The sequence below is a fragment of the Winogradskyella sediminis genome, assembly GCF_003387355.1.
Taxonomy (GTDB): domain Bacteria; phylum Bacteroidota; class Bacteroidia; order Flavobacteriales; family Flavobacteriaceae; genus Winogradskyella; species Winogradskyella sediminis.
This window is the reverse complement of the sequence record NZ_QUNH01000001.1, coordinates 1364020-1389348: the sequence shown is the minus strand read 5'-3', so window position 1 is coordinate 1389348 and position 25329 is coordinate 1364020. Positions and strand designations below refer to the sequence as shown.

The 25329-nt window shown below is 34.5% G+C and carries 21 protein-coding genes; 7 read left to right on the top strand and 14 right to left on the bottom strand.

The genetic code is table 11. From position 1 onward, the window contains the following. Positions 1-11 precede the first annotated feature (11 nt). The 9 genes from murG to mraZ form a co-directional block, all read right to left on the bottom strand. Positions 12-1121 carry an undecaprenyldiphospho-muramoylpentapeptide beta-N-acetylglucosaminyltransferase gene (murG, locus tag C8N41_RS05835; RefSeq protein WP_115838537.1) on the bottom strand — a complete coding sequence of 370 codons (1110 nt, stop codon included), beginning with the start codon at positions 1119-1121 and terminating at the stop codon, positions 12-14. A gap of 168 nt (positions 1122-1289) precedes the next feature. After that, complete coding sequence (locus tag C8N41_RS05830) at positions 1290-2480, bottom strand: FtsW/RodA/SpoVE family cell cycle protein (protein WP_115838536.1); 1191 nt, start codon at positions 2478-2480, stop codon at positions 1290-1292. An 84-nt stretch (positions 2481-2564) separates the two neighbouring features. Then, on the bottom strand, positions 2565-3896 hold the full coding sequence (gene murD / locus C8N41_RS05825; protein ID WP_115838806.1) for a UDP-N-acetylmuramoyl-L-alanine--D-glutamate ligase: 1332 nt from the start codon (positions 3894-3896) through the stop codon (positions 2565-2567). Between the two features lie 94 nt (positions 3897-3990). Beyond that, positions 3991-5232, bottom strand: coding sequence for a phospho-N-acetylmuramoyl-pentapeptide-transferase (gene mraY / locus C8N41_RS05820; protein WP_115838535.1), 1242 nt, complete (start codon positions 5230-5232; stop codon positions 3991-3993). 13 nt (positions 5233-5245) lie between these two features. Further along, entirely contained in the window at positions 5246-6709 is a 1464-nt protein-coding gene (locus C8N41_RS05815; RefSeq protein ID WP_115838534.1) for a UDP-N-acetylmuramoyl-L-alanyl-D-glutamate--2,6-diaminopimelate ligase, read from the bottom strand. Then, positions 6706-8664 (bottom strand): penicillin-binding protein, encoded by a 1959-nt coding sequence (locus C8N41_RS05810; protein WP_092444861.1) that lies wholly within the window; start codon positions 8662-8664, stop codon positions 6706-6708. The genes C8N41_RS05815 and C8N41_RS05810 overlap by 4 nt, the downstream gene beginning before the upstream one ends. Positions 8665-8802: 138 nt before the next feature. Next, positions 8803-9129, bottom strand: a complete 327-nt coding sequence (locus C8N41_RS05805) for an FtsL-like putative cell division protein (protein ID WP_092444863.1) — start codon at positions 9127-9129, stop codon at positions 8803-8805. Then, positions 9126-10022: a 16S rRNA (cytosine(1402)-N(4))-methyltransferase RsmH gene (rsmH, locus tag C8N41_RS05800; RefSeq protein ID WP_115838805.1), complete on the bottom strand. Its 897-nt coding sequence runs from the start codon at positions 10020-10022 to the stop codon at positions 9126-9128. Before rsmH ends, C8N41_RS05805 begins: the two co-directional genes overlap by 4 nt. Further along, positions 10009-10479, bottom strand: a complete 471-nt coding sequence (mraZ, locus tag C8N41_RS05795; RefSeq protein WP_092444865.1) for a division/cell wall cluster transcriptional repressor MraZ — start codon at positions 10477-10479, stop codon at positions 10009-10011. Before mraZ ends, rsmH begins: the two co-directional genes overlap by 14 nt. A 285-nt stretch (positions 10480-10764) precedes the next feature. Here mraZ and C8N41_RS05790 point away from each other — a divergent pair, with 285 nt between their 5' ends. Together C8N41_RS05790 and yihA are read left to right on the top strand one after the other, a co-directional pair. Further along, the gene (locus tag C8N41_RS05790) at positions 10765-11529 is read left to right on the top strand and encodes an alpha/beta fold hydrolase (protein WP_115838533.1); all 765 of its coding nucleotides are present in this window, start codon (positions 10765-10767) and stop codon (positions 11527-11529) included. A gap of 176 nt (positions 11530-11705) precedes the next feature. Further along, positions 11706-12323, top strand: coding sequence for a ribosome biogenesis GTP-binding protein YihA/YsxC (gene yihA / locus C8N41_RS05785; protein WP_092444869.1), 618 nt, complete (start codon positions 11706-11708; stop codon positions 12321-12323). Positions 12324-12335: 12 nt separating this feature from the next. On the opposite strand, the gene C8N41_RS05780 is transcribed toward yihA, so the two are convergent. Together C8N41_RS05780 and C8N41_RS05775 are read right to left on the bottom strand one after the other, a co-directional pair. After that, the gene (locus C8N41_RS05780) at positions 12336-13430 is read right to left on the bottom strand and encodes an ABC transporter permease (protein ID WP_115838532.1); all 1095 of its coding nucleotides are present in this window, start codon (positions 13428-13430) and stop codon (positions 12336-12338) included. 8 nt (positions 13431-13438) lie between these two features. After that, a complete protein-coding gene (locus C8N41_RS05775) occupies positions 13439-15580 on the bottom strand; it encodes a carboxy terminal-processing peptidase (protein ID WP_115838531.1) in 2142 nt (713 codons plus the stop codon). Positions 15581-15833: 253 nt separating this feature from the next. Here C8N41_RS05775 and surE point away from each other — a divergent pair, with 253 nt between their 5' ends. Genes surE through C8N41_RS05750 form a run of 5 tightly spaced genes read left to right on the top strand, consistent with a single transcriptional unit; the run spans position 15834 to position 20645 of the window. Continuing rightward, positions 15834-16610: a 5'/3'-nucleotidase SurE gene (surE, locus tag C8N41_RS05770; RefSeq protein ID WP_115838530.1), complete on the top strand. Its 777-nt coding sequence runs from the start codon at positions 15834-15836 to the stop codon at positions 16608-16610. Between the two features lie 25 nt (positions 16611-16635). Beyond that, complete coding sequence (locus tag C8N41_RS05765) at positions 16636-16920, top strand: hypothetical protein (protein ID WP_092444877.1); 285 nt, start codon at positions 16636-16638, stop codon at positions 16918-16920. Positions 16921-16922: 2 nt separating this feature from the next. Then, complete coding sequence (gene lpxB, locus C8N41_RS05760) at positions 16923-18041, top strand: lipid-A-disaccharide synthase (protein ID WP_115838529.1); 1119 nt, start codon at positions 16923-16925, stop codon at positions 18039-18041. A 31-nt stretch (positions 18042-18072) separates the two neighbouring features. Continuing rightward, on the top strand, positions 18073-18582 hold the full coding sequence (locus C8N41_RS05755) for a C40 family peptidase (protein WP_115838528.1): 510 nt from the start codon (positions 18073-18075) through the stop codon (positions 18580-18582). Positions 18583-18614: 32 nt separating this feature from the next. Further along, positions 18615-20645, top strand: a complete 2031-nt coding sequence (locus C8N41_RS05750) for a ComEC/Rec2 family competence protein (RefSeq protein WP_115838527.1) — start codon at positions 18615-18617, stop codon at positions 20643-20645. 9 nt (positions 20646-20654) lie between these two features. Here the strand turns inward: C8N41_RS05750 and C8N41_RS05745 are convergent, their stop codons facing one another. From C8N41_RS05745 to C8N41_RS05735, 3 genes are all read right to left on the bottom strand, one after another. Next, positions 20655-21206, bottom strand: a complete 552-nt coding sequence (locus C8N41_RS05745) for a thioredoxin family protein (protein ID WP_092444885.1) — start codon at positions 21204-21206, stop codon at positions 20655-20657. 83 nt (positions 21207-21289) lie between these two features. Next, on the bottom strand, positions 21290-23404 hold the full coding sequence (locus C8N41_RS05740) for a peptide MFS transporter (protein ID WP_115838526.1): 2115 nt from the start codon (positions 23402-23404) through the stop codon (positions 21290-21292). Between the two features lie 58 nt (positions 23405-23462). After that, positions 23463-25292 carry a peptide MFS transporter gene (locus C8N41_RS05735; RefSeq protein ID WP_115838525.1) on the bottom strand — a complete coding sequence of 610 codons (1830 nt, stop codon included), beginning with the start codon at positions 25290-25292 and terminating at the stop codon, positions 23463-23465. Between the last annotated feature and the right edge of the window lie 37 nt (positions 25293-25329).

The window sequence follows — 25329 nt, the reverse complement described above, 5'->3', positions numbered from 1 at the left end:
CTCAATCTTTTTTAAATAGATAACGATGAACTTTTTAATAATTTTTCAACTTCATCCACGATAGCGTTTGTTGCATTTACCAACGCTAAAGCTTCTATATTTTTACTTAATTCGTTTTGTTTATCTGCGTTAGACATTAACTCTAAAAATGCCTTTTGAAACTCCGTATCTAAATCTTTTTCTCTAATTAAAATGGCTGCATTTTTATCTGCTACCGATTGTGCATTTTTAGTCTGATGATCTTCTGCTACATTCGGCGAAGGCACAAAAATTACAGGTTTAGCAACAATACATAGTTCCGAAACCGAAATAGCACCAGCTCTAGAAATAATAACGTCTGCTGCTGCATATGCTAAATCCATATGATTTAAAAAGGCGTGCACTTGTACACACGGCATGTCGTTATAGTGTTTATACTGGTTATAATACAATTTTCCACATTGCCATATCACTTGAATACTTTGCGTTTCAAAAAATGACATATTTGCTTCTATCAATTCATTAATGCGTCGCGCTCCTAGACTACCTCCTAAAATTAAAAGTGTTTGTTTATTATGCTTTAGTTTAAAGGCGTCCTTACCTTCTATCTGTTTATGTTTTACCTGCAATAAATCTTTTCTAATGGGATTTCCTGTTAATCGTAATTTCTCTTTAGGAAAAAATTTCTCTAAACCGTCATAAGCCACACATATAGTGTTTACTTTTTTACCGAGTAATTTATTGGTGATTCCCGGAAATGAATTCTGTTCTTGTATTAAACTTGGCACTCCCTTTGAAGAAGCGACTTGCAATAATGGACCACTTGCAAAACCACCAGTTCCAATAACAGCATCTGGCTTAAATGTGTTTACAATTTTTCTTGAACGCAATAAACTACTCATCAATTTAAGCGGAAATGCTAAATTTCTTAAGGTTAATTTCCTCTGAATTCCTGAAATCCACAACCCTTTTATTTTATAACCCGCTTGTGGTACTTTATCCATCTCCATACGATCTGAAGCGCCTACAAAAAGGAACTCAGCATCTGGGTAACGCGATTTTAATTCGTCCGCAATCGCTACCGCAGGATAAATATGTCCTCCTGTACCACCACCTGATAATATGAATTTATATGGCTTCAAATTTTAATTTCTTTTTTTTATTTTATCGTTTTCCTATAAAAATGTTTAATTATTAAAAACACTCCCTAAAGTCCCCTCAAGGAAACAATCACTTACTTCAAAATCAGTTTTAACTGACATCTTCTTTCTATCCTTTTTATCTTTGCTTTTCTCTCTTATTCTCTGTGTCTAAATCGCTTCACTTAAAATAGACAAAGGATTATCTTCCGCATCTTCTTTTTCTTTTAATTCTTCGCGTTTAGCACTCACACTTAATATAATACCTATAGCCAAACAAGTCATCCAAATGGAAGTACCACCGCTACTAATAAGCGGTAAGGTTTGCCCAGTCACCGGAAATAACTCTACAGCAACAGCCATATTAATTAATGCCTGAAACACAATAGGTAATCCAACGCCTAAAACCAATAATTTTCCGAATATAGTATCTGATTTATGACTTACAATTACAATTCTAAATAACAACCACATATACAGTACCAGCAAAAATATACCACCATATAAGCCGTATTCTTCAATTATTATAGCAAAAATAAAATCTGATGAAGACTGTGGCAGAAAATTCTTTTGCACACTTTTTCCTGGTCCTAATGGCGAAATTCCTGTAGCAATAGCAATTTTTGCTTTTTCTATCTGGTAATCCGCCTCCGTATCTTCACCGTTTGAAAAATTTTCTATTCGACTCATCCAAGTATCCACTCGGTTTGGCATAGCCTCAGGAAATGCTTTTGCTACCAGAATAAAGATGGTTAATCCTAATAACCCAGAAAAGATCATTACAGCCAAATATTTTATAGGATAACCACCTATAAAAGCCAACATCATAATCATAGTAAAAATAATAGCCGTCGTTGAGAAATTGGCAGGAAGGATTAATATTAAAATAAGAAATACTGGTGCCCATAATGGCAATATTGTTTCTTTAAATCGAACCTCTTTATCCTTAATTTTAGACAAATAACGAGCCACGTAAACCATTAAAACTACCGATGCCAATGTAGACGTTTGAAAAGACATCCCGACAATAGGAATTTGAATCCAACGACTAGCGTTTGCACCATCTATAGTAGTACCTTGAAGCATGGTTACCAACAACAACACAAACACAATAGGAATCATCACCATAGACAAGCCTCTAAAATACTTATAAGGCAACTTATGAACCCCAAACATAATAGCGAAGCCCAAAAACAAATGCATAAAGTGTTTTATAAAAAACGAAAATGTACTAGAATTACCACCGTGGTAAGCTAAGTTACTCGCAGCACTATACACCGGCAAAAAAGAAAATATAGCCAACAGTGTGACTATAGCCCAAATAGCCTTATCTCCTTTAATTTGTTTAAATATATTTTGCATTTTCCGTTTTGTCATTCCTGCAAAGGCAGGCATCTAGTTGTTTACCTTATTGTCGATTACTGCTTTCACAGAGATAATAACACTTTATAAATTTCTTACTGCATTTTTAAATTGCCTTCCTCTATCCTCATAGTTCTCAAACAAATCGAAACTAGCACAAGCAGGTGACAACAATACATTATCTCCAGCGCTTGCCAATTTATAAGCAATCTTTACAGCTTCGCTCATATATTGTGTTTCCACAATAACATCTACCATATTTCCAAATGACTCAATAAGTTTTGCATTATCTGTACCTAAACAGATAATTGCTTTTACTTTTTCGTTTACAAAAGGAAACAATTCCCTGTATTCATTACCTTTATCGACACCACCAACAATCCAAACAGTTGGAGCATCCATGCTCTCTAAAGCAAAATAGGTGGCATTTACATTCGTTGCTTTAGAATCGTTGATATATTGCACCTTGTTAATTTTTAACACATGCTCTAAACGGTGTTCTACACCATTGAAATTTTCCAAACTTTCGCGTATGGTTTGCTTTCTTATTTTTAATAAATGCGCAACAGTAGAAGCTGCCATTGCGTTTTTCACGTTGTGTTTTCCTTCTAAAGCTAAATTATTTGTTGGCATAATGATTTTATTATTATCTATTGTTATTACTATATTATTTTTATCTAAATACGCGCCTTCATCCACAACCTTTGTTAATGAAAACGGTAATTTTTTGGATTGAATTTGATGTCTTTTTAAATACTCCAAAATAACTTCATCGTCGGCATCATAAATGAAATAATCATCTTCTGTTTGATTCTCTACCACTCTAAATTTTGAAGCAATATAGTTTTCAAATTTATAATCGTATCGATCTAAATGGTCTGGTGTAATATTGGTTAGAATCGCTATTTTAGGTTTAAAATCTATGATATCATCTAATTGAAAACTGCTAATTTCCAAAACATAGTTATCGTGATTTTTTTCTAAAATTTGTTTCGCAAAACTATCACCAATATTCCCTGCTAAACCCACATCTAAATCTTGATGCAACAAATGATGTGTTAATGTTGCCGTAGTAGTTTTGCCATTACTCCCTGTAATAGCTATTAATGTTGACTCCGTAAATTTAGAAGCAAATTCAATTTCTGAAACTACTTTTATTCCGGCTTCACGAATGCGCTTTACCAAAGCTACTTTATCTGGAATACCAGGACTTTTCATGACGATGTCTGCATTCAGAATTTTTATCTCTGTATGCTGCTCATCTTCAAATTCAATCTCATTATTTAAAAGAACGTTTTTATACTTGTCTTTAATTTTTCCTTTATCTGATACAAAAACCTCATATCCTTTTGCTTTCCCTAAAAGCGCTGTACCTACACCACTTTCTCCTCCACCAAGAATTATAAGTCTTTTCATTTTATTAATCGTTTTTGTCATTTCTGCACAGGCAGAAATCTACTTTATTACTACTCTTATTGTGGATTCCTGCTTTCGCAGGAATGACAAGCAATTATCTTATCTTTAATGTCACTATCGTTATAATAGCAAGTAGAATTCCTACAATCCAAAAACGTGTAACTATCTTACTCTCGTGATAACCCGATTTCTGATAGTGATGATGCAAGGGCGACATTTTAAAAATGCGTCGTCCTTCCCCAAACTTCTTTCTAGTATATTTGAAATAACTCACTTGCATAACCACCGATAAATTCTCTGCTAAGAATATGCCACATAGAATTGGAATTAACCATTCCTTACGTACTGCAATGGCAATTACAGCAATGATTCCACCAATAGTTAAACTTCCAGTATCTCCCATAAACACTTGAGCTGGATACGTATTGTACCACAAAAAACCAACCAATGCACCTACAAACGCAGCAATATAAATTGTGATTTCTTCAGCTCTTGGGATGTACATAATATCTAAGTAACCCGAAAAAACGATGTTACTAGACACCCAAGCAAAAATCCCTAAAGTCAAAACAATTATAGCTGAGGTACCTGCAGCCAGTCCATCAATTCCATCCGTTAAATTCGCACCATTAGAAACCGCTGTAATTATAAAAATGCTCACGATGATAAATACAATCCATGTGTACTTTTCTAAACTTGGACTAATCCATGTGATTAAATCTGAATAGTCAAATTCATTATCTTTTAAGAATGGAATGGTTGTTTTAGTTGACTTCTCTTCAGCTTTAAAAAGCTTTGTGGCTTGTACATCTGGATTTTCTGCACGAATTTCATTCTGTTGTGCTATTGGCAGCTTCTCTTTTAGCGTTACATCTTGATGAAAAAATAAGGTTGCACCAACAATGATCCCTAAACCAACCTGACCTAATACTTTAAACTTTCCTTTTAAGCCCTCTTTATCGTTTTTGAATTTTTTGATATAATCATCGATAAACCCAATAGTTCCCATCCAAAGCGTGGTTACAATTAAGAGGATGATGTAAATATTTTCAAGTTTTGCTAATAACAACACTGGAATTAAAGTAGCTAGAATAATAATTATTCCACCCATAGTAGGTGTACCTGCTTTTTCAACTTGTCCTTCTAAACCTAAATCTCTAATAGTTTCGCCTACTTGCTGTTTTTGCAAAAATCGAATAATACGCTTACCGAAAATTGTAGAAATCAACAGCGACAATATTATTGCCACGGCAGCCCTAAAGGTTATAAACCCAAAAAGTGAAGCTCCCGGAAATTGAAACTCTTGCTCTAAATATTCGAATAAGTAATACAGCATTCTTGTTGGTTATTTATTTCTGTAATTGTTTTAAATACTCTTGAACGATTTTATAATCATCAAAATCAAAGCGTTCACCTTTAATCTCTTGATATGTTTCGTGACCTTTACCTGCAATAAGGATAATGTCATTTGCACCTGCCATTTGACAAGCCGTTTTAATTGCCTGCTTCCTATCGGTAATAGACAATGTTTTTTTAAAGTTTTGAGGCTCCACACCTTTTTCCATATCTTCAATGATAGCGGATGGCTCTTCATTACGTGGGTTATCACTTGTTAAAATCACTTTTGTACTTAATGCAGAAGCAATATGTGCCATTTTAGGTCGTTTCGTTTTATCCCTATTACCACCACAGCCTACAACCGTTATTAATTCTTCATTTTTTGTTCTGATATCGTTTATCGTTTCTAGAACATTTTTTAAGGCATCTGGCGTATGTGCATAATCTACAATGGCTGTAATTTTTCCTTCAGAAATAAAATACTGAAAGCGTCCGGCTACATTTTCAAGCTCACTTATTAACCTCAGCACCTCAACTTTATCTAAACCTAATAACTCAGCTGCTCCGAAGATAGCAAGCACATTATAGGCATTAAAGCTCCCTATCAACCTAGACCACAATTCATTGTCATTTAGCTTTAACAGTAAACCACTGAATTCATTTTCTAAAATCTGCGCTCTATAATCTGCATAATTTTTTAAAGCATATGTATACTTTTTAGCTGCAGTATTCTGAAACATTACTAGGCCATTTTTATCATCTATATTCGTTAATGCAAAAGCATCCTTAGGTAATTGATCAAAAAAGCGTTTCTTAACATCTCTGTACTCTGCAAACGTATCGTGATAATCTAAATGATCGTGTGATAGGTTAGTAAAAATACCTCCTTCAAACCTCAAACCTTCAGTTCTACTTTGATGAATACCATGTGAACTCACTTCCATAAAGCAAAATTCAACCCCTTCATCATTCATTAACTGCAAATACTTATTGATCGTTAAAGAATCTGGCGTGGTATGCGTTGCTTTATACGTGGTATTATCTACCATTATTTTTACGGTTGACAACAACCCTACTTTATAGCCCGCTTTTTTAAATAACTGATATAGCAAACTCGACACGGTCGTCTTTCCGTTGGTACCTGTTACACCAACTAATTTTAGATTTTCGGATGGATGACCATAAAAATTAGCTGCCATAAACGCCAATGCTTGATTAGAATTTACAACTTCGATATAAGTAATACCATCTTCTAAATGCTCAGGAAGTTGCTCGCAAACAATAGCCGTAGCTCCATCGCTAATCGCCTTTTCGATATAGTTATGACCATCCGTGATAGTACCCGAAATAGCAATGAACACATCATTTACCTGAATTTGACGCGAATCAAATTCAATTTTATTCACGGTAATACTCGTGCTGCCCACAACCGCATTAATAGTAACCTTATACAATATGTCTTTAAGTACCATCATGACGCTTCCAAAACAATAGTTTGATTCGTTTGTAATTTTTGATGTCTTTTTACAGACTGTTTTCTCACTGTTCCATTTCCATTTAATTTCACTCTTACATCCACTTGTAAATTTTCTAATAAAGCTATCGCATCCATAGCAGGCATACCTACTACACTCGGCATTAATTCTTTATATTTTTGAGCAACGTCGTAATAACTTTCAAAATCCGCCTCAACCAAATTATCTTCAAAATTTAGAACCTCTACCTCATCTATTATTGGTGTATCTGTATAAATTTTTTGAGCTACCCTTTTAAAAACAGGACCAGCAACATCAGAGCCATATATACCCACTTTAGTACTAGGCTTATGAATTACCACAATACAAGAATATTTAGGATTATCCGCAGGAAAATAACCTGCAAACGATGAAATATATTTTCTATCCTTATACCATTCTTGTGTATTAGCATAATCGGTACGTGCTGTACCTGTTTTACCAGCCATGGAAAACGTTTTAGAATACATACGCTTTCCTGTGCCACGAATTACAACGTTCTTTAAAATATCTCTAATTTCATTCAAGGTTTTATCAGAGCATATTTTCTCAACAAGCACTTCTTTCTTAAACACCTCTATATCTTTATCAAAAGACTTTACTGACTTCAAAAAACGCGGCTTAATCAGCTCTCCATCATTTGCAATAGCGTTATAAAAGGCTAAGGTTTGCAATGGAGTCATTTCAAGATTATAACCATAGGCCATGGATGGCAAAGCATTTCTACTCCAGTTTACAGCTCCTGGTCTTGGGATATCTGGCACTCCTTCACCAATAATTGCAACACCCAACGTTTTATCTAGCCTCCAAGAACTTAATCTATTTAAAAATTTTTCTGGTTGTTTTGAGTAATGCTCGTCTATAATAGTCGCCATACCAATATTAGAAGACACCTCTAAAGCACGAGCCGCAGAAATCTCTCCATAACCATTTCCAGAATCTGTAATAACACGACCATATAAAGACTTTCGCCCTTTCTTAGTATCGACCACAGTAGATGTATCAATCACCTTATCCTCTAAAGCTGCCATTAACGCCATAACTTTAAAGGTAGAACCAGGCTCATGACTCTCTCCAACGGCATAATTTAAGCGCTCATAATACTTGCCGTTTTTATTTCTACCAAGGTTTGAAATCGCCTTAATCTCCCCAGTTTTAACATCCATAACCACCACACAACCATGGTCTGCTTCGTATATTTCTAGTTGCTTTAACAATGAATGATGCGCGATATCTTGAATATTAACATCTATCGTTGTATAAACATCATACCCATCTTGTGGCTCAATTTGATCGAAATCAGCAATAGGTTTCCATTGCCCATTACCTATTTTTTGCTTTAAACGTTTACCATCTTTCCCTTGTAGATACTTTACACCAAAAGCCCCATCTATCCCTGGTCTTGTAAAATTACCATTAGCATCTTTTCTTTCATATCCTATAGTACGCTCTGCAATACCTCCCATTGGGTGCTCTCGCCTTGTTGTTTGCTCAACAATTAAACCTCCCTTTATCGCTCCTAGATTTAAGAGAGGAAAATTGCGCATACGGATATAATCAGAATAGCTAATATTACGTGCCAAAAGGAAATATCTGTTTTTGTTTTTGCGCGCTCTACGTATAATATTCTTGTAATAAGATGCTGGCTTCCCTTTATACGCATGAAGAGAATCCGCTAAAGCTCCTAAATACTTTTCGAAGGTGGCATCTTTAGCCTGAATGGCATCAATTCTTATATCGTACTTAGGAATAGACGTCGCTAACAAACTACCATCAGCCGAATACACATTACCACGATTGGCAGGAATAGGAAAATCTCTCGTAGTACTCTTCTCTGCCAATGCCCTATACTTTTCACCTTGAACAAACTGAATACTCACCAGCTTAAACACCACTGCTAAGGCAAATACAAACATGCAGCCTGCTACGAAGTACAATCTGTTTAATATGTTTTTCTCTGTTATTGCCAAAGCTTCTAAGTCTTATCTTTTTTGTTTTGTCTCGATAATCGAGATATAATTCTTTTTAATTTTAATACAACGCTATCCATCCACTTACTTTTTGGACTTGGACGATTTTACAATAATTTTTGTAGGTGGATTTAGCGAAATCCCAATCCCTTTATCTTTTACCTCAGCCTCTACAAATGATTCTTTTTTAAGCTGCATCAACTTCCCTCTTTTATCTACAAACGCTGAACGCAATTCTTTAACTTCATTGGTTAAATTAGCAATCTCATACACCTTTTGATCCGCGCTATGTGAACTCGCTATCATTATGATTGCTAGAAATGAAATAAAAATGATGATACGCCAATTTTTAAACGAATCATCACTGATCAGAAACTTACCCCTTAATATGCCGTATATGTTTTTTTTCATATTTTTTTAGCAATCCTCAGTTTCGCGCTTCTCGCTCTATTGTTAATTTTAATTTCTTCTTTACTCGGAACAATTAATTTGCCCACTTTTTTTAACGGCACTTCGAAATTGCCAAACACATCTCGTTCAGGCTCCCCTTCAAACAATCCATTTCTAATAAAGCGTTTTACCAAGCGATCTTCTAAGGAATGGTACGAGATAAAACTTAGACGCCCATCCTTCTTTAAAATCTCTGGAGTTTGAAGCAACAACTCTTTTAACACCTCAATCTCCTGATTGACTTCGATACGAATCGCCTGATATATTTGAGCTAAAACCTTATTCTCCTTTTGATGATTTAAAAATGGCTTCAACACCATTTTTAATTGCTCACTTGTCTTAATTTCCGATTGTTTTCTAGCAGCCACTATAACTCTAGCCATAGCTGGCGCTTGTCGCAATTCGCCATATTGGAATAACACCGCTCTTAGCTGCTCTTCATCATAGTTATTTACGACTTCAAAAGCAGAGAGACTACTATCTTGATTCATTCGCATATCTAAATCAGCTTCAAAGCGTGTTGAAAATCCACGTTCCGCGACATCGAATTGATGTGATGACACTCCAAAATCCGCTAAGACACCATCGACTTCTTCGACTCCGTAAAATCTTAAAAACCGTTTTATAAACCTGAAATTTTCATTAATTAACACAAACCGATCATCATCAATTGCATTAACTAACGCATCTTTATCCTGATCAAAAGCGTACAATTTTCCGTTTGGTCCTAGCTGAGACAAAATCTCCCTACTATGTCCTCCGCCACCAAAAGTAACATCGACATATACACCATCTGGCTTTACAGCCAAACCATCAACGGTTTCTTTTAATAATACTGCATTATGATAATCCATTGTCTTCATCGTCTTGTCCCATTACTTCTTCGGCCAAATCCGCAAAATCTGAAGCCGCATCATCAATAGCTTGTTCGTATTTTTCTTTATCCCAAATTTCAAGAATATTCACAGCAGAAGCCAAAACCACTTCTTTGGTAATACCAGAAAACCCAATTAAATCCTTAGGAATTAATAAGCGACCTGCATTATCCACTTCTACAATCTTAACACCAGCTGTAAAACGCCTGATAAAATCATTATTCTTTTTTTTAAAGCGGTTAAGCTTATTTATTTTATCCATCATTTTTGTCCATTCAGACATAGGATAGAGCTCCAAACACGGCTGAAACACGGCACGCTTTAAAACAAAACCATCTTGCAAAGCCGATGATAACTGCTTTTTAAGCACAGCAGGTATCATTAACCTTCCTTTGGCATCAGCTTTACATTCGTATGTTCCTATAAATGAATTCAAAAGGTTTCGTTTACCACTTTAACGATTAAGAATCAAAGATATTGAAAAAATCACCACTTTTTACCACATTCTACCACATTTGTTAATAAGTTTTAGTTTAAAATCGGTTCATTTTAATTCCGCACCAATAAATTCGACTTTTAAGAAACCATTTCCATAGTGGGAATTGTTAACAACAGCTTACCTTTGTAGCTTGAATAAAAAAAATCGATATTTTTTCCATATTATTTATATTCTAAAGGATTTGGTTATATTTGTTTCTAACACATAAGCACGGACTTGCACATGGCACACCTTTTAAAGAAAGAAAAGGATTTTAGATATATTGAAGTAGGCGAAGGCACACCAATTATTGTGTTGCATGGCTTAATGGGTGGACTTAGTAATTTTGACGGTGTCACTAAACATTTTAGTTCTATTGGCTACAAAGTTATTATACCAGAACTCCCTATTTACACCATGTCTTTGCTCAAAACCAACGTAAAGAGTTTCGCTAATTACTTAAAGGATTTTATTGAATTTAAAGGTTTAGACGAGGTCATTTTATTAGGAAATTCTCTTGGTGGACATATTGGATTATACCACACAAAATTATACCCAAAAAAAATTAAAGCGCTTATCATTACAGGAAGTTCTGGGCTTTACGAAAGCGCCATGGGAGGTGGTTATACCAAACGTAGCGATTACGAAGTCATGAAAAAGAAAGCCCAAGAAGTCTTTTATGATCCTGCGGTAGCCACAAAGGAAATTGTTGATGAAGTATACGAAACCGTAAACGACCGCAACAAACTTATAAAAACGTTAGCTATTGCCAAAAGTGCTATTAGACACAATATGGCTAAAGATTTACCCAATATGACTACACCAACTTGTATTATTTGGGGAAAAAACGACACAGTGACTCCACCAGACGTTGCTGAAGAATTTCACGAGCTGTTACCCGATTCTGAGTTATATTGGATTGATAAATGTGGACATGCAGCTATGATGGAGCACCCAGAAGAGTTCAATATAATTTTATCGAAATGGCTTGAAAAGCGTGGATTTTAGTATAAAAATCTAAAGACTAAAAAGTTGTAAGTACGAAGTAAAATACATTTAAAAAAGTAGCTAAGTCTATATTCTAAAAAGTAAAATTGGCTTCTACCCATTAGGAAAATCACCCTTTTACTTCGCATAAATATAAGTTTAATTAAATAAGATTCCTGTTATCACGGGAACGGAAGATGAAAATAAAATCAGCTGAATTTGTAGTGAGTAATTCTGATGTGGCAAAATGCCCTAAGAATGCGATACCAGAATACGCCTTTATAGGAAGAAGTAACGTAGGGAAGTCGTCATTAATCAATATGCTTACCGATCGTAAAAGTTTAGCTAAAACCTCTGGACGACCAGGAAAAACCCAGTTAATTAATCATTTCTTAATTAATAAAAATTGGTATTTAGTAGATTTACCTGGTTATGGTTATGCGCGCGTTTCAAAATCGTCTAAGCAAAAATTCCAGAAATTTATAACCAATTATTTTGAACAACGACAACAATTAGTTTCGGCATTTGTGCTTATAGATATTAGACACAAACCACAGCCTGTGGACTTAGAATTTATGCAGTATTTAGGAGAAGGTGAAATTCCGTTTGGCATCATATTCACAAAAGCGGACAAATTAAAACCTCAGGCTATTGAGCGCCACGTAGATGAGTATTGCCAAGAACTACTTAAATTCTGGGAAGAACTACCTCCTCATTTTGTAACGTCATCGTCAAAAAGTATTGGAAAAGACGATGTACTTAACTTTATTGGAGCAACCAATGAAGAGATTGAGCAGCTAAGATCTAAACTATAATTATTTAAAACATTACGCCTTCACATCCAAAGCATCCCTCAACGCATTACCAACCAACATAAAAGCCATAACCAAAAGCATAATACAAAGCCCTGGAATTAAGGCTAAATACGGTTTACCCAAAATAATATAATTATAATGATCTTTAATCATCGCTCCCCAACTTGCCATTGGTGGTTGCGCGCCAATTCCTAAAAAACTCAGTCCGCTTTCTATTAAAATTGCAGCTGCAAAGTTAGCCGCAGAAATAACGATTAATGGTCCAAAAATATTGGGTAATATGTGCTTTGTGATGATTCTATAATCATTATAACCTAAAGCTCTTGCTGCGGTTACGTATTGCATTTCCTTCGCACTAATTATTTGCCCTCGCACCACTCTTGCTACTTCTACCCACATGGTTAAACCTACTGCTATAAACACTTGCCAAAAACCTTTTCCGAGTGCCAATGTAATCGCAATAACTAATAATAAGGTTGGAATAGACCAAGTAACATTTATCACCCACATAATGAAGGCATCAATTTTCCCACCATAGTAACCTGCTATACTTCCCATTAAAAGACCAACAATTAATGAGATAAACACGGCAACAAATCCAATGAAGAATGAAATCCTTGAACCAATTAAAATACGACTTAAATAATCTCTACCATATTTATCTGTACCAAAAACAAAACTTCGATTATCTATATAAGCTTCGTAATTTGAATTTGGAAAGCGAGATATCTCTATTTGCTTTTCTTGACCTTTCAAGCCATCTGATGCATATTCAACATATGCAAGTGTATTATCGTTAACCGTATAAGATTGAATAGGAACCTCCGTATTTGTATTGGTTTCTCCAAAAAATAACGTCGAAAACAGACCTTCTTCCGACTCAATATCAGAAGGTATCGTTAGCATTCGAACTTCAAAACCAGGTGATTTTGAATGAATAGACAAATGCATTTGATTAGCATTTTTTGAAGCATCTGGTGCAAAAACATAGGCAAACACAGAAATGAGTCCAATACAGACAATAATTACGAAACTAAAAACGCCCCAAAAGTTCTTTTTAAACTTTTGAAGCGCTAGTATTGTTAATGAATTATTTTTATGACTCATTTATAACTTTAATTCTTCACAGAATTAGCAACTTTATTTTTAATGGCGTACGTCATCTTTAAGTCGTGAAGCACATTTATAGCTTCTTCAACGTATACATCTTTTGCTAAGGCCTTGTGCCAGCGGTTTCGTTTTTCCTTTAACACAGAGTCTTTATCCATTAATTTCATCTCATATGGTAAAGATGTAAAGGTTAAGTCTGTTTGATATTCCGATAGTTTAGCAAAACGTTTCGCTTCTTCTTCGTTAATCTCCATTTCCTTCTTGTAAGCATCATAGTTTAATGAATACGATTCACGGTCTCTTATTTTCTTTACCCATTGTGCATTAGCATCGATAAGCTTTAACTGTTCATTAGCCGCCATTCTTGCTTTGCTCTTACTAATTGTGGTATCATAATCAAAATAGTTACCCCAAACTTCGTAATCGGCAGCATCAATTTTATCCCATGCTAATGGATTATCCTGATCTTTTTCACCAATATTAATATAGCTATAACGGTCCGGAACAACAACATCACTCTTTACACCTTCTAACTGTGTTGAGCCACCATTTATTCTATAAAACTTTTGGGTGGTAAATTTTAAAGCTCCCATATCACCTTTGGTGTTGTTCTTAACCATTCGGTTAAGATCCATCACAGTTTGCACAGTACCTTTTCCGTAGGTTTGTTTACTTCCTATTACAATACCACGCTTATAATCTTGCATTGCCGCTGCTAAAATTTCGGATGCCGAAGCAGATAACTCATTAACTAAAATTACTAATGGTCCATCCCATACTATAGATTTATCCTTGTCACTTAAGACTTCTTTTGCTTCACCCGTAGTTTTCACTTGTACAACAGGACCATCTTCTATAAATAAACCTGCAATATCTACAACGGTTTGTAACGATCCACCTCCGTTATTTCTTAAGTCCATCACCAAACCTTCAACCCCTTCTTCTTTTAATCTTAAGATTTCTCGTTTAATATCTGAGGCCGCATTGCGCTCGTTATAATCTTCAAAACTGATATAAAACTTAGGTAAATTAATAATACCGAATGTTTTTCCTTCTTTTTCTACGATAGAAGATTTAGCATAGGTTTCTTCTAACTCTACCACATCTCTCGTTATAGAAATATCTTTTACTGTGCCATCCACTTTTTTCAAAGTTAAGGTCACTACTGTACCTTTTGGACCTTTAATAAATTTGATTGCATCATCTAAACGCATACCAACGACATTAACAGCCTCTTCTTCATCTTCTTGCTTTACCTTAAGAATTTGATCACCTACTTCTAATTCATCTGCTCTCCAAGCTGGTCCACCACTAATGATTTCGTTAACCATAATACCATCAACCTTCTTTTGTAAACGTGCTCCGATACCTTCAAATTTCCCAGAAATATCTCTATCAAAACGCTCCTTATCTTCCGGTGCAAAATAGAATGTATGAGGATCGAAACCTTCTACAATCGCATTAATATATACAGAGAACCAATCGTTACGTCTTCTATCTTCAATATAATCGTAGAGAACATCAATGGATTCTTTAGTCGCCAATCTTGCTTCAGCTTCAATTTCTTTTAAAGACTTCTTCTTTTTTATGGCTTTATCTGCACTATCCGCTTCTGCATCTTGTTGTGATAGAATTTCGTCGTAATTAGCAATGGTAGAAAACTTAAGTTGTTGTCTCCAACGCTCCTTCATTTCGCGCTTGTTGGTAGCGTAAGTAAGGTTCTCGTAATCTGCTACATATTCTTCTTTTTTAGAAAAATCAAATGGTTTTTCTAAAATCTCAATATACATCGTCTTAGCCTCAGCAATACGTTGTAACAAACGTTGGTGTGTAAGGTTAAAAAACGACACATCGTAAGCTTTAATTTGATCGTCTATTTTAAGCTTGTAGGCTTCAAACTCCTCGATATCTGAGGCATAAAAAAATCGTTTAAACTGATCAACATTATTCAAATATTTCTCGAAGACATCTTCTGAAAAATCATCATTAATATCTTTTGGTTCAAAGTGGCCTTGATCCAAAAGGTATGTAATTAATTGTATGAGTAATTTATCCTTATCTGGATCTTCAAATTTCTTACTTGTAAAACTACATGAGGCAAATGCTATCAGCAAAGCAAGTAGCAAAAATTTATATTTCCCTTTCATTCTCTTTTTTTGTTTATTATTTTTTAATTCGGTAGATGTGTTCGTTAATCATTATCGTGATGATAACATTATCTGCAAACTCATTTCTATTTTTTAAGGATGATAAATTAAGTAGGTTCTCAATTTTTCACTAAAATAGAAGAAAAAATCGTGCCATAAAAAATAGAGACCTTATTTTTTTGTTAAAGCGTCGTTTACTGATAAATCGAAACCTTTTTTAGTATTTTTACAACTCATTAAACTTTTTCACCAAATGTCTAAACGCCCTTTAATTCTAGTTACCAATGATGATGGCATCACCGCTCCTGGATTAAGAACATTAATTGCTGTAATGCATAAAATTGGAGATGTTGTGGTAGTGGCTCCAGATAGTCCACAGAGTGCCATGGGACACGCCATTACCATCAACTCAACGCTGCATATGGAAAAAGTAACTATTGACGGCAACCAACCAGAATATAGTTGCTCTGGTACACCTGCGGACTGCGTTAAGCTAGCCGTGAATGAAATATTAGACAGACGACCAGATATTTGTGTTTCTGGCATTAATCACGGGTCCAACTCCTCCATAAATGTTATTTATTCGGGTACGATGAGTGCGGCCTTAGAGGCTGGTATTGAAAGCATTCCTGCTATTGGATTTTCGTTATTAGACTACAATTGGAATGCTGATTTTGAACACTGCAAATCGTTTGTAGAAACCATTACTAGACAAGTGTTAAAAAACGGATTACCTGAAGGTGTAGTTTTAAATGTTAACATTCCTAATTTGGAAAAAGATGAGATCAAAGGCATTAAAGTTTGCCGACAAGCACGTGCCAATTGGAAGGAAGAATTTGATAAACGCACCAACCCAATGGGTCGGGAATACTATTGGCTCAGTGGTAAATTTGTAAATATGGACAAAGGTGAAGATACTGATGAGTGGGCTTTAGAACACGGTTATGTTTCAGTTGTACCCGTTCACTTTGACCTTACAGCACACCATACCATACAAAAACTTAATACATGGGAATTAAATAATGAATAGCGACTATTAACTAAGAAAGCGTTGTATGAAAAAAGAAATTTTAATAGGATTTATCGTTGGTATTATAGCCAGCATTTTCGGATTTATTTTTGCAATTCAGATTTTTGGTCAATCGGATGATTGGGGAGATGTTATTGAAAAATCTATTTCAGGAGGTTTTTTCACCAAATTAATTAGCCTTGGTGCACTTTTAAATATTGGTACATTCTTTCTATTCTTGAAAAAAAATAAAGACTATAGAGCCAAAGGTGTACTGATTTCTATCGTAATATTATTCATTGCAACACTGATTATTAAATTTTTAAATTAAAAATGAAATACTATATCATTGCTGGTGAAGCCTCAGGCGATTTGCACGGTTCTAATCTTATGAAAGCCTTGTATAAACAAGATGACCACGCCGAAATTAGATTTTGGGGTGGAGACCTTATGCAAGCCGTTGGCGGAGAATTAGTGATGCATTACAAGGAACGCCAATTTATGGGGTTTGCTGAAGTTATACTAAATCTGAGAAAAGTTTTAGGTCAGATAAAATTTTGCAAATCTGATATCGAAAAGTTTCAACCAGATGTTATAATTTTTATTGATAATTCTGGTTTTAATTTAAGGATAGCTAAATGGGCAAAAGCACTACAATTTAAAACGCATTACTATATTTCTCCACAAGTTTGGGCTTCTAGAGCTGGTAGAGTTGAAAAAATAAAGCATGATATCGATGCGATGTATTGTATTCTCCCTTTTGAGAAATCTTTTTATAAGAAATATGATTATGAAGTAAACTTTGTGGGGCATCCATTAATAGACGCTATTGCAGATAGACCACAAATTGATGATAACGCGTTCAGACTAGAATTTCAACTCAGCGATCAACCTATAATTGCATTACTACCTGGCAGTCGTAAACAAGAAATCACTAAAATGCTCGGTGTTATGCTCAGTTTAGTAGATAACTTTACTGACTATCAATTTGTTATTGCCGGAGCACCTAGTCAGGATTTTGAATTTTATAAAAGTTTTATAAACAAAGATAACGTTAAGTTTATTTCTAACAGAACTTATGATTTATTAAGTATTTCTACGGCTGCTTTAGTGACTTCTGGCACAGCCACTTTAGAAACAGCATTATTTAAAGTTCCACAAGTGGTTTGCTATAAAGCTAATGCGATTTCTTACCAGATAGCAAAACGCATTATCACTTTAAAATATATTTCTTTAGTGAATTTAATAATGGATCGTGAAGTGGTTACCGAACTCATTCAAGGAGATTTAAATAAAATGCGTCTTAAAAAAGAATTAATAGCTATTTTAGAGACCGACAAACGTGAAAAGCTCTTTTTAGATTATTATGAATTGGAGAAAATTCTAGGAGGCCGTGGTGCCAGCGAGAATACTGCAAAATTAATTTATAATGCTATTAAACCGTCTAATTAACAGCGACCTAATAAAAACTAACGATTAAAAAATGAAACGCTTATTCCCAATCTTACTATTAACCCTATGTATTGCTAGCTGTAAATCAAAAAAAACAACGACAAGTAAAAGTAAACAGACACATACTGTAAAAGTTAAAACGACAGCTAAACCTACTGCGGAAGCGAAAAGTATTGTAAAATATGCTAAAACCTTTAGTGGTACACGCTACAAATACGGAGGCACGACCAAAAGCGGTATGGATTGTTCTGGATTAATATATACGAGTTATAAAAAACATAATATTAATTTACCTAGAACTACATCGGGACTTAAAAGCACAGGATATTGGATAGATCTTAAAGAAGTGAATGTAGGTGATTTAGTGTTCTTTGCGACGAATAAAAACAGTAGAAACGTAAATCATGTAGGTATTGTGACAAATGTTAGAACTGGCAATGTTGAGTTTATCCATGCCTCGAGCAGTAAGGGAGTAATGATATCATCTATTGCTGAAAAGTATTGGTACTTTTCTTTTGTACAAGCGCGCCGCGTATTATAATTTCATTTTTCCTATCTTAGTAACTCATTGTCATGAAGTTACTAAATTTTACTTTAATAAAACTGACCATTTGTTTGGTTGTAGGCATTCTTTTAGCTCATTATTTAGAGCTAAATTTCTACGTAATATTATTTGTCACCATTGGTTTAATTACCTTACTCGGCTTGTACTATTGGTCTATTAAATCTAAAATAAACAGACAACCCTTCTTTGGTATCTTGGCATGTATATGCATGGTCGGAATTGGTGTTATAGCTTACAACATTCAAAATGAAAAGTTACGACCCAACCACCATACAAACATAAGTTCTGATGAAAAAGAAAACACATTTATTATTCAGATTAGGAAACGTCTAAAACCTGACAGTTATAACAATAAATACATTGGTAAAATTAAAGCGATTAATGGTAAAGATGCTGCGGGTCGTTTATTGATTAATATTAAACGTGATAGTTTATCTCAACATTTTAAAATTGATGATGTCTTATTTATTTCTTCGACTTTAAAAACAGTTCAAAAACCTCTAAATCCCTATCAATTTAACTACAATAAATATTTAGAATTAAATAATGTTTACCATCAAGTTTACTTAAACTCTGAGAACGTGTTTCAACTTTCAGATTCTAAATCTACTATTTACGGTTATGCAGATGCTTTGCGTACAAAGATTAATACAAAACTGATTGAAGCCGGATTTAAAGACGACGCTCTTAGTATAATGAATGCCTTATTGCTTGGCCAACGACAAACAATAGATAAGACCATTTACAGTAATTATGTAAATTCTGGTACTATACACATCTTAGCAGTTTCTGGTCTTCATGTTGGGATCATACTATGGATTTTAAATTTCTTTTTTAGACCACTTCTCTACCTAAAGCATGGTCATGTAATAAGACCAATAATTTTAGTTTCTTTATTGTGGATTTTTGCAATTATTGCAGGATTATCGCCTTCTGTTACCAGAGCCGTCACCATGTTTAGCGTGGTAAGTATAGCCATGCACCTTAAACGCCGAACTAATATTTATAATACTTTGGTGACCTCTGCCTTTATAATTTTATTACTACAACCAACATTATTATTTGCTGTCGGTTTTCAAATGAGTTATTTAGCTGTTTTAAGCATTGTAAGTATTCAACCTATTATTTATAGTGTTTGGCGACCTAAATATTGGATTATCAATAAACCGTGGGAAATTTTCACCGTTACTTTAGCTGCACAAGCTGGTATTGCACCAATTAGTTTGTATTATTTTCATCAATTTCCTGGTTTATTTTTTATTTCTAACCTTGTAGTGATACCCTTTTTAGGTCTTATATTAGGCATCGGAATAACAATTATAGCATTAGCATTACTAAATATACTACCAGATTTTATGGTTGATATTTATAGTTTTATCATCGATAGTTTAAACCAATTTATAGCGTGGGTTGCTCAGTTTGAAAATTTCTTATTTAGAGATATCCCGTTTACCTTAATTCAGGTATTGATAACTTATCTGATAATTATAACTGCGATTCAGGTTTATAAATTTCGAAGTTTTAAATGGACAGCACTATGTTTACTAGCGATTATTGGTCTTCAGGGAGTTTTCTTTTATAATAAGCTTCAGACACAACATGATGCTTTTGTAATATTTAACAGAAGTCGCCATACCTTAATTGGTCTAAAAGAACATCGTAAGTTAACAGTATATCATAATTTAGAGGATACAAAATTTAATTCAGATTATGCTATCAAGAATTATAAAGTAGGCGAATTTATTGACGATATAGAAACAGATTCACTACAAACTGCTTATCAATATAACGACAAGATTATTTTAGCCATAGATAGTTTAGCAGTCTATAAAAATATATCGTTTCAGCCTCATTTTATCTTGTTGCGTAATTCACCAAAACTCAACCTCAATAGAGTAATTGACAGCTTAAAGCCAAAACGTATTATCGCAGATGCGAGTAATTATAAAACCTATTTAAAACGTTGGAAGGAAACGTGTGCACATAAAAAAATCCCCTTTCATCAAACTAATGAAAAGGGAGCTTTTATTTTAAAATAAATTGAATTATTACTCCTTAAACGTTGGATTAAACGATTTGTAATATTCATTAAACTGTTCTTGTGAAGTCATTTCTTTATGCTTATCACTCTGAAAAAGTTTTAAATATAATTCCAATTGTTGGGGTTTTAAATATCCTGATATTGGCGAAATAAATCCTCCTTCTTCATCAAAAAACACCATAGTTGGATAGGCTTGAACTCTTAAGAATCTTGAAAATTCGTGCGCACTGTTACGTCTATTAGACTTAGCAGGATCGTAATTTGGATTCTTAAATATTTGATCCTTATACGTCACCTCGTCATTACCTTCGGCATTAAATTTTACCGCATAATAGTGTTCATTAACAAAAGCGGCAACATCTGCATTCTGAAACGTATTTTTATCTAACATTTTACATGGACCACACCAGTTGGTATATACATCCATAAATATTTTTTTAGGTTCTTTTTTTTGAAGCTCTAAAGCCTCTTCTAAGGTTACCCAATTAATCTCTTGTGCCATTGCTGTCCATGATAAAGCAAAAACAGCTATTAATCCTAAAATTATTTTTTTCATCATATTTGTTTTGTTGCAAATAGTGAGTCGAACTTACAAAAAATGCTCCTAAACAGGAGCATTTTATATGTTTTTAACGGTTTTTGTTAACGAACACCATGCATTAATTTTTTCAACACAGGATTTAAAACGAATATTATTAGTCCTGCAATAACTGGTACAATGGTAAATATTAAGAAGAATGTAGACAAACTATATTCTTTAGTAATATTTTCAATTTGGCCACCAACAACAGCGGCTAGTTTATTACCAATTGCAATGGCTAAATACCACATACCAAACATTAAGGCAATCATTCGTCCTGGCACCAATTTACTGACATAAGACAAGCCTACAGGCGATAAGCAGAGCTCTCCTAGCGTATGGAATAAGTAGGCCAAAATAAGCCAAACCATACTCACTTTAACACCTTCCACAAGACCAAAAGCTCCAAAAGCCAACAAACCAAAACCTAGACCCATGGTACATAGTCCTAAAGCGTATTTGGTAGCTGCGCTCGGATTGTATTTACTTTCCCACCACTTAGAAAAGAATGAGGCAAATACAATAATAAAAAATGAATTTAAAATACTAAACCAAGATACCGTAATCTCCACTTCCTTATCCCTTACTTTGGTAATAGTTGCAGCTACAACTCCGTTATCTCTATTTAGCTCTACTCCTTTTTGTTTTGTCATTTCTAGACGCACATCATCTAAGAAGCCAAACTCGGATCCATCATTATTTTTAGGGGTAATATTTAGTTTATCACCAATAGTAAATGTTAATGGTTCTGCTATTTTTGTCGTTCGGGTTACTACTTTATGGTTTGGATCAGATTTGGTATTCTCTGAAACCGGAATGTAAATAAATTTCATTTTACCTTCTTCATCCACCTTCTGTTTTCCATTTTCGTCTAAATCTGGCTTTTCAATTGCAGCGTATTCCACGTCATAAGCTACAGTGTTATAATCTCTATTTAACATCCAACCTACAATTCCCCACATTAATAAGAAACAAACCACCAATACAATATTAGAACCTGGTATTTTCTTAAATGTTTTCTTCCATAGGATAAATAACACATAAGAAATAATAATTAAAGGAATAACTGTAAGTAAGGTATTAACAATATTAAAGATTGTTGCAGCACTACCACTTAACATCCTGTCCACATTATCTCGGGCAAAAATCACTAAAGACGATGCTCCTTGCTCAAAGGACATCCAGAAAAATACTGTAAAAAATGCAAAAATGATAAAGGCAATCATACGATCTCTAACGACTCTTGTATAACGCATTATTCTTCCAATTACAAGTACTAAGAATAAAGCTAGAGCAAATAGAACGGCTGTGTATTGTCCTTCAAAATCGCCTACTTGTAAAAATGCAAACATATCGACACCTGCAATTTTAGACATTGGATCGTTAATAGCATAACCAAGACCAATGATCGATGAAATAACGATTAGCACTTTATCTAAAGTTGTAAAAGGATTAGGACGTTCTTCTTGAGTCTCTTCTGTAACTTCAACACTTTCTTCGTTAATATTTTGTGGCAATTCTACTTCGTGCTGTTCCGATGGCTTTGCACCTATTTTCCCAAATAATGGTCCTGCCAACCAAAACTGAATTGTCCCAAGAAGCATAAAAATCCCGGCTAATCCAAATCCATAAGCCCATCCTACTTTTTCAGCCAAATACCCACAAAGCATCATACCGAAAAAGGCACCAGCATTTACACCCATATAATAGATGGTATAAGCTCCATCTTTCTTTTCTGGATTCTTTTTGTACATATCCGAAATAATAGACGTCATTGTAGGCTTAAAAAAACCTGTACCAACAACTAATAAAAACAATCCAAAATATAATGAGAATTCCGTTTCTAAAGCCATTGATGCATGCCCTGCCGTCATAATTAAAGATCCAATAATTACTGCTGCTCTATAGCCTGTATATTTATCTGCTAACCAACCACCAATTATTGGTGTAATATATAGTAACATCGCATACGTTCCGAAAAGTGCACCTGCATTTTCTACTGACCATTCCCAACCTGGATTATAACCAATAGCCGCCATGGTAAGGAAATTTACAAGTAGTACTCGCATACCATAGAATGAGAAACGTTCCCACATTTCGGTAAAAAACAAGACAAAAAGTCCCGCTGGATGACCAAGAACTTTGTCTTTAAATAGATTTTCAATGTCTGTATTCATAAAAATTAATTTAGTTAGAATGAATTCTTAAGCTTGAATTCTTTGTTAGGGTTATATATTAATCGTTAAGTTCTGGGTTTGCTAACTCAAAGTTTTCAGTTTCTAATATTTCGTGTTCGTTATCCTCTGCACCATGTGTTAATTTCTTTAATTTCTTTAAGAATAACAGTAGCAGTAACCCAAATGCGACCGTAAATATAGTTAACCACATAAAAGTGGCATATTCTTGTTCGCTCTGCTCTTCTTCTAATACAAACGAAACTCCATAATCTTTACCATCTCCCTTGTTTTCTGAGATTTGAGCTTTATCTTTGTCCTTTTCAAACACCAATTTTGCATGATAAGGATTAGAAGCTGTAACATTATTTTCTGTTAAATCTTCTAATAATTGACTAGTATTAGAATCTTCGCCCTGAGATAAAGTAAATAACGCATTTAAATCCTTACCAGTTTCATACTCTTTAAATACCACTTGTCCATTTTCAGGATAAACTGTAGATTTTATACTGAAGTTTTTATCTTCATTAATAGGATAGTCATAAATTTTAACCACCTTCTTTTCCTGGTTTTTCACCTTCATTGTGTCTTTTGAGATAAATGGTAAAATAGCTTGCTTGCTCACCACCATTTCACCAGTAAAAGACTCTAATTGAGAAGACTCGCCAATTGTTCCTGCCAATTTATTTCCAAAACCTGTAGCGGCAAAATAAACTCCCATCATAATGGATGCATATTTTAATGGCGCTAATTTTGTTATAAACGATAATGATACTGGCGACGTACATAGTTCACCAATAGTATGAAATAAGTATGCTAAGAAAATCCACACCATTGCTGCTTTTCCAAACGTCTCTGCACTTGCTTCTTGAGAAGCAAACATCATAAACACGTAACCCAGTCCCATAATTATGGTACCAACCGCCATTTTAAATAACGAAGACGACTCTTTACCTTTTTTCTTCCACCAAATCCAGAATCCACCAATAAGTGTTCCGAATATTATGATATAACCTGCATTTAACGATTGAAATACTGCAGCAGGAATTTCCTCTAACCAGCTTAATCCAATAGTTCTATCGACTTTTGCATCCGTATATAAATTCATGAGTCCACCAGCTTGTTCAAAAGCACCCCAAAACACAACAACAATTAAAAATGAAATTAGTAAAACTACTACTCTATCTTTTTCAATTTTGCTTAACGGTCGTTTTGATGCTAAGCGTTCTGCTTCCGTCGCTTGGCTACCTCCTGTAAATTCACCAACACCTTTTAAGAATTTTTGTCCCCAAATAAATACAGCCTGACCCACTAGCATACCAATACCGGCCAATCCAAATCCATAATGCCATCCATAATAATAAGCCACTAATCCAACAGTAATACTAGCCAAAAAGGCACCAATATTAATACCAATATAAAAAATAGTAAACCCACTATCGCGTCTAATATCACCTTCCTTATACAAACCTCCTACCATTGTAGAAATGTTTGGTTTAAGACCTCCAACACCCAATATAATTAAAAGAAGACCTGTAAAGAACGCCCAACTTTGAGGAATTGCTAAAACCCCATGACCTATACAAAGTAATAATCCACCGAGCATTACTGTTTTTTTCTGCCCTAAAAATTTATCTGCAATCCATCCACCAGGTATTGACGCTACATAAACAAACATTGTATACCAACCGTACAACCAAATTGCATCTTTATTAGACCACCCTAAACCAGGATCGATTGCCGTTGCAGAGGTCGCCATATACAACACCAGTATTCCTCGCATTCCGTAGTAGGAAAAACGTTCCCACATTTCGGTAAAAAACAAAATAAATAGACCTACGGGATGCCCAAAAAGTTCTTTCTGATGGGCTAGTTTAGCTGTTGTTGACATAATCTTAATTAGTTAGTATTAGTTAGTTTTGTCGTAC

Coding starts and splice junctions, on each gene's coding strand:
- C8N41_RS05750 (WP_115838527.1), top strand. CDS start 18,615: ATGAAGTTACTAAATTTTACTTTAATAAAACTGACCATTTGTTTGGTT.
- lpxB (WP_115838529.1), top strand. CDS start 16,923: ATGAAATACTATATCATTGCTGGTGAAGCCTCAGGCGATTTGCACGGT.
- rsmH (WP_115838805.1), bottom strand. CDS start 10,022: ATGGATTATCATAATGCAGTATTATTAAAAGAAACCGTTGATGGTTTG.
- yihA (WP_092444869.1), top strand. CDS start 11,706: ATGAAAATAAAATCAGCTGAATTTGTAGTGAGTAATTCTGATGTGGCA.
- mraY (WP_115838535.1), bottom strand. CDS start 5,232: ATGCTGTATTACTTATTCGAATATTTAGAGCAAGAGTTTCAATTTCCG.
- C8N41_RS05765 (WP_092444877.1), top strand. CDS start 16,636: ATGAAAAAAGAAATTTTAATAGGATTTATCGTTGGTATTATAGCCAGC.
- C8N41_RS05775 (WP_115838531.1), bottom strand. CDS start 15,580: ATGAAAGGGAAATATAAATTTTTGCTACTTGCTTTGCTGATAGCATTT.
- C8N41_RS05810 (WP_092444861.1), bottom strand. CDS start 8,664: ATGTTTGTATTTGCCTTAGCAGTGGTGTTTAAGCTGGTGAGTATTCAG.
- C8N41_RS05755 (WP_115838528.1), top strand. CDS start 18,073: ATGAAACGCTTATTCCCAATCTTACTATTAACCCTATGTATTGCTAGC.
- murD (WP_115838806.1), bottom strand. CDS start 3,896: ATGAAAAGACTTATAATTCTTGGTGGAGGAGAAAGTGGTGTAGGTACA.
- C8N41_RS05735 (WP_115838525.1), bottom strand. CDS start 25,292: ATGTCAACAACAGCTAAACTAGCCCATCAGAAAGAACTTTTTGGGCAT.
- C8N41_RS05745 (WP_092444885.1), bottom strand. CDS start 21,206: ATGATGAAAAAAATAATTTTAGGATTAATAGCTGTTTTTGCTTTATCA.
- C8N41_RS05805 (WP_092444863.1), bottom strand. CDS start 9,129: ATGAAAAAAAACATATACGGCATATTAAGGGGTAAGTTTCTGATCAGT.
- C8N41_RS05790 (WP_115838533.1), top strand. CDS start 10,765: ATGGCACACCTTTTAAAGAAAGAAAAGGATTTTAGATATATTGAAGTA.
- surE (WP_115838530.1), top strand. CDS start 15,834: ATGTCTAAACGCCCTTTAATTCTAGTTACCAATGATGATGGCATCACC.
- C8N41_RS05740 (WP_115838526.1), bottom strand. CDS start 23,404: ATGAATACAGACATTGAAAATCTATTTAAAGACAAAGTTCTTGGTCAT.
- C8N41_RS05815 (WP_115838534.1), bottom strand. CDS start 6,709: ATGATGGTACTTAAAGACATATTGTATAAGGTTACTATTAATGCGGTT.
- C8N41_RS05780 (WP_115838532.1), bottom strand. CDS start 13,430: ATGAGTCATAAAAATAATTCATTAACAATACTAGCGCTTCAAAAGTTT.
- C8N41_RS05830 (WP_115838536.1), bottom strand. CDS start 2,480: ATGCAAAATATATTTAAACAAATTAAAGGAGATAAGGCTATTTGGGCT.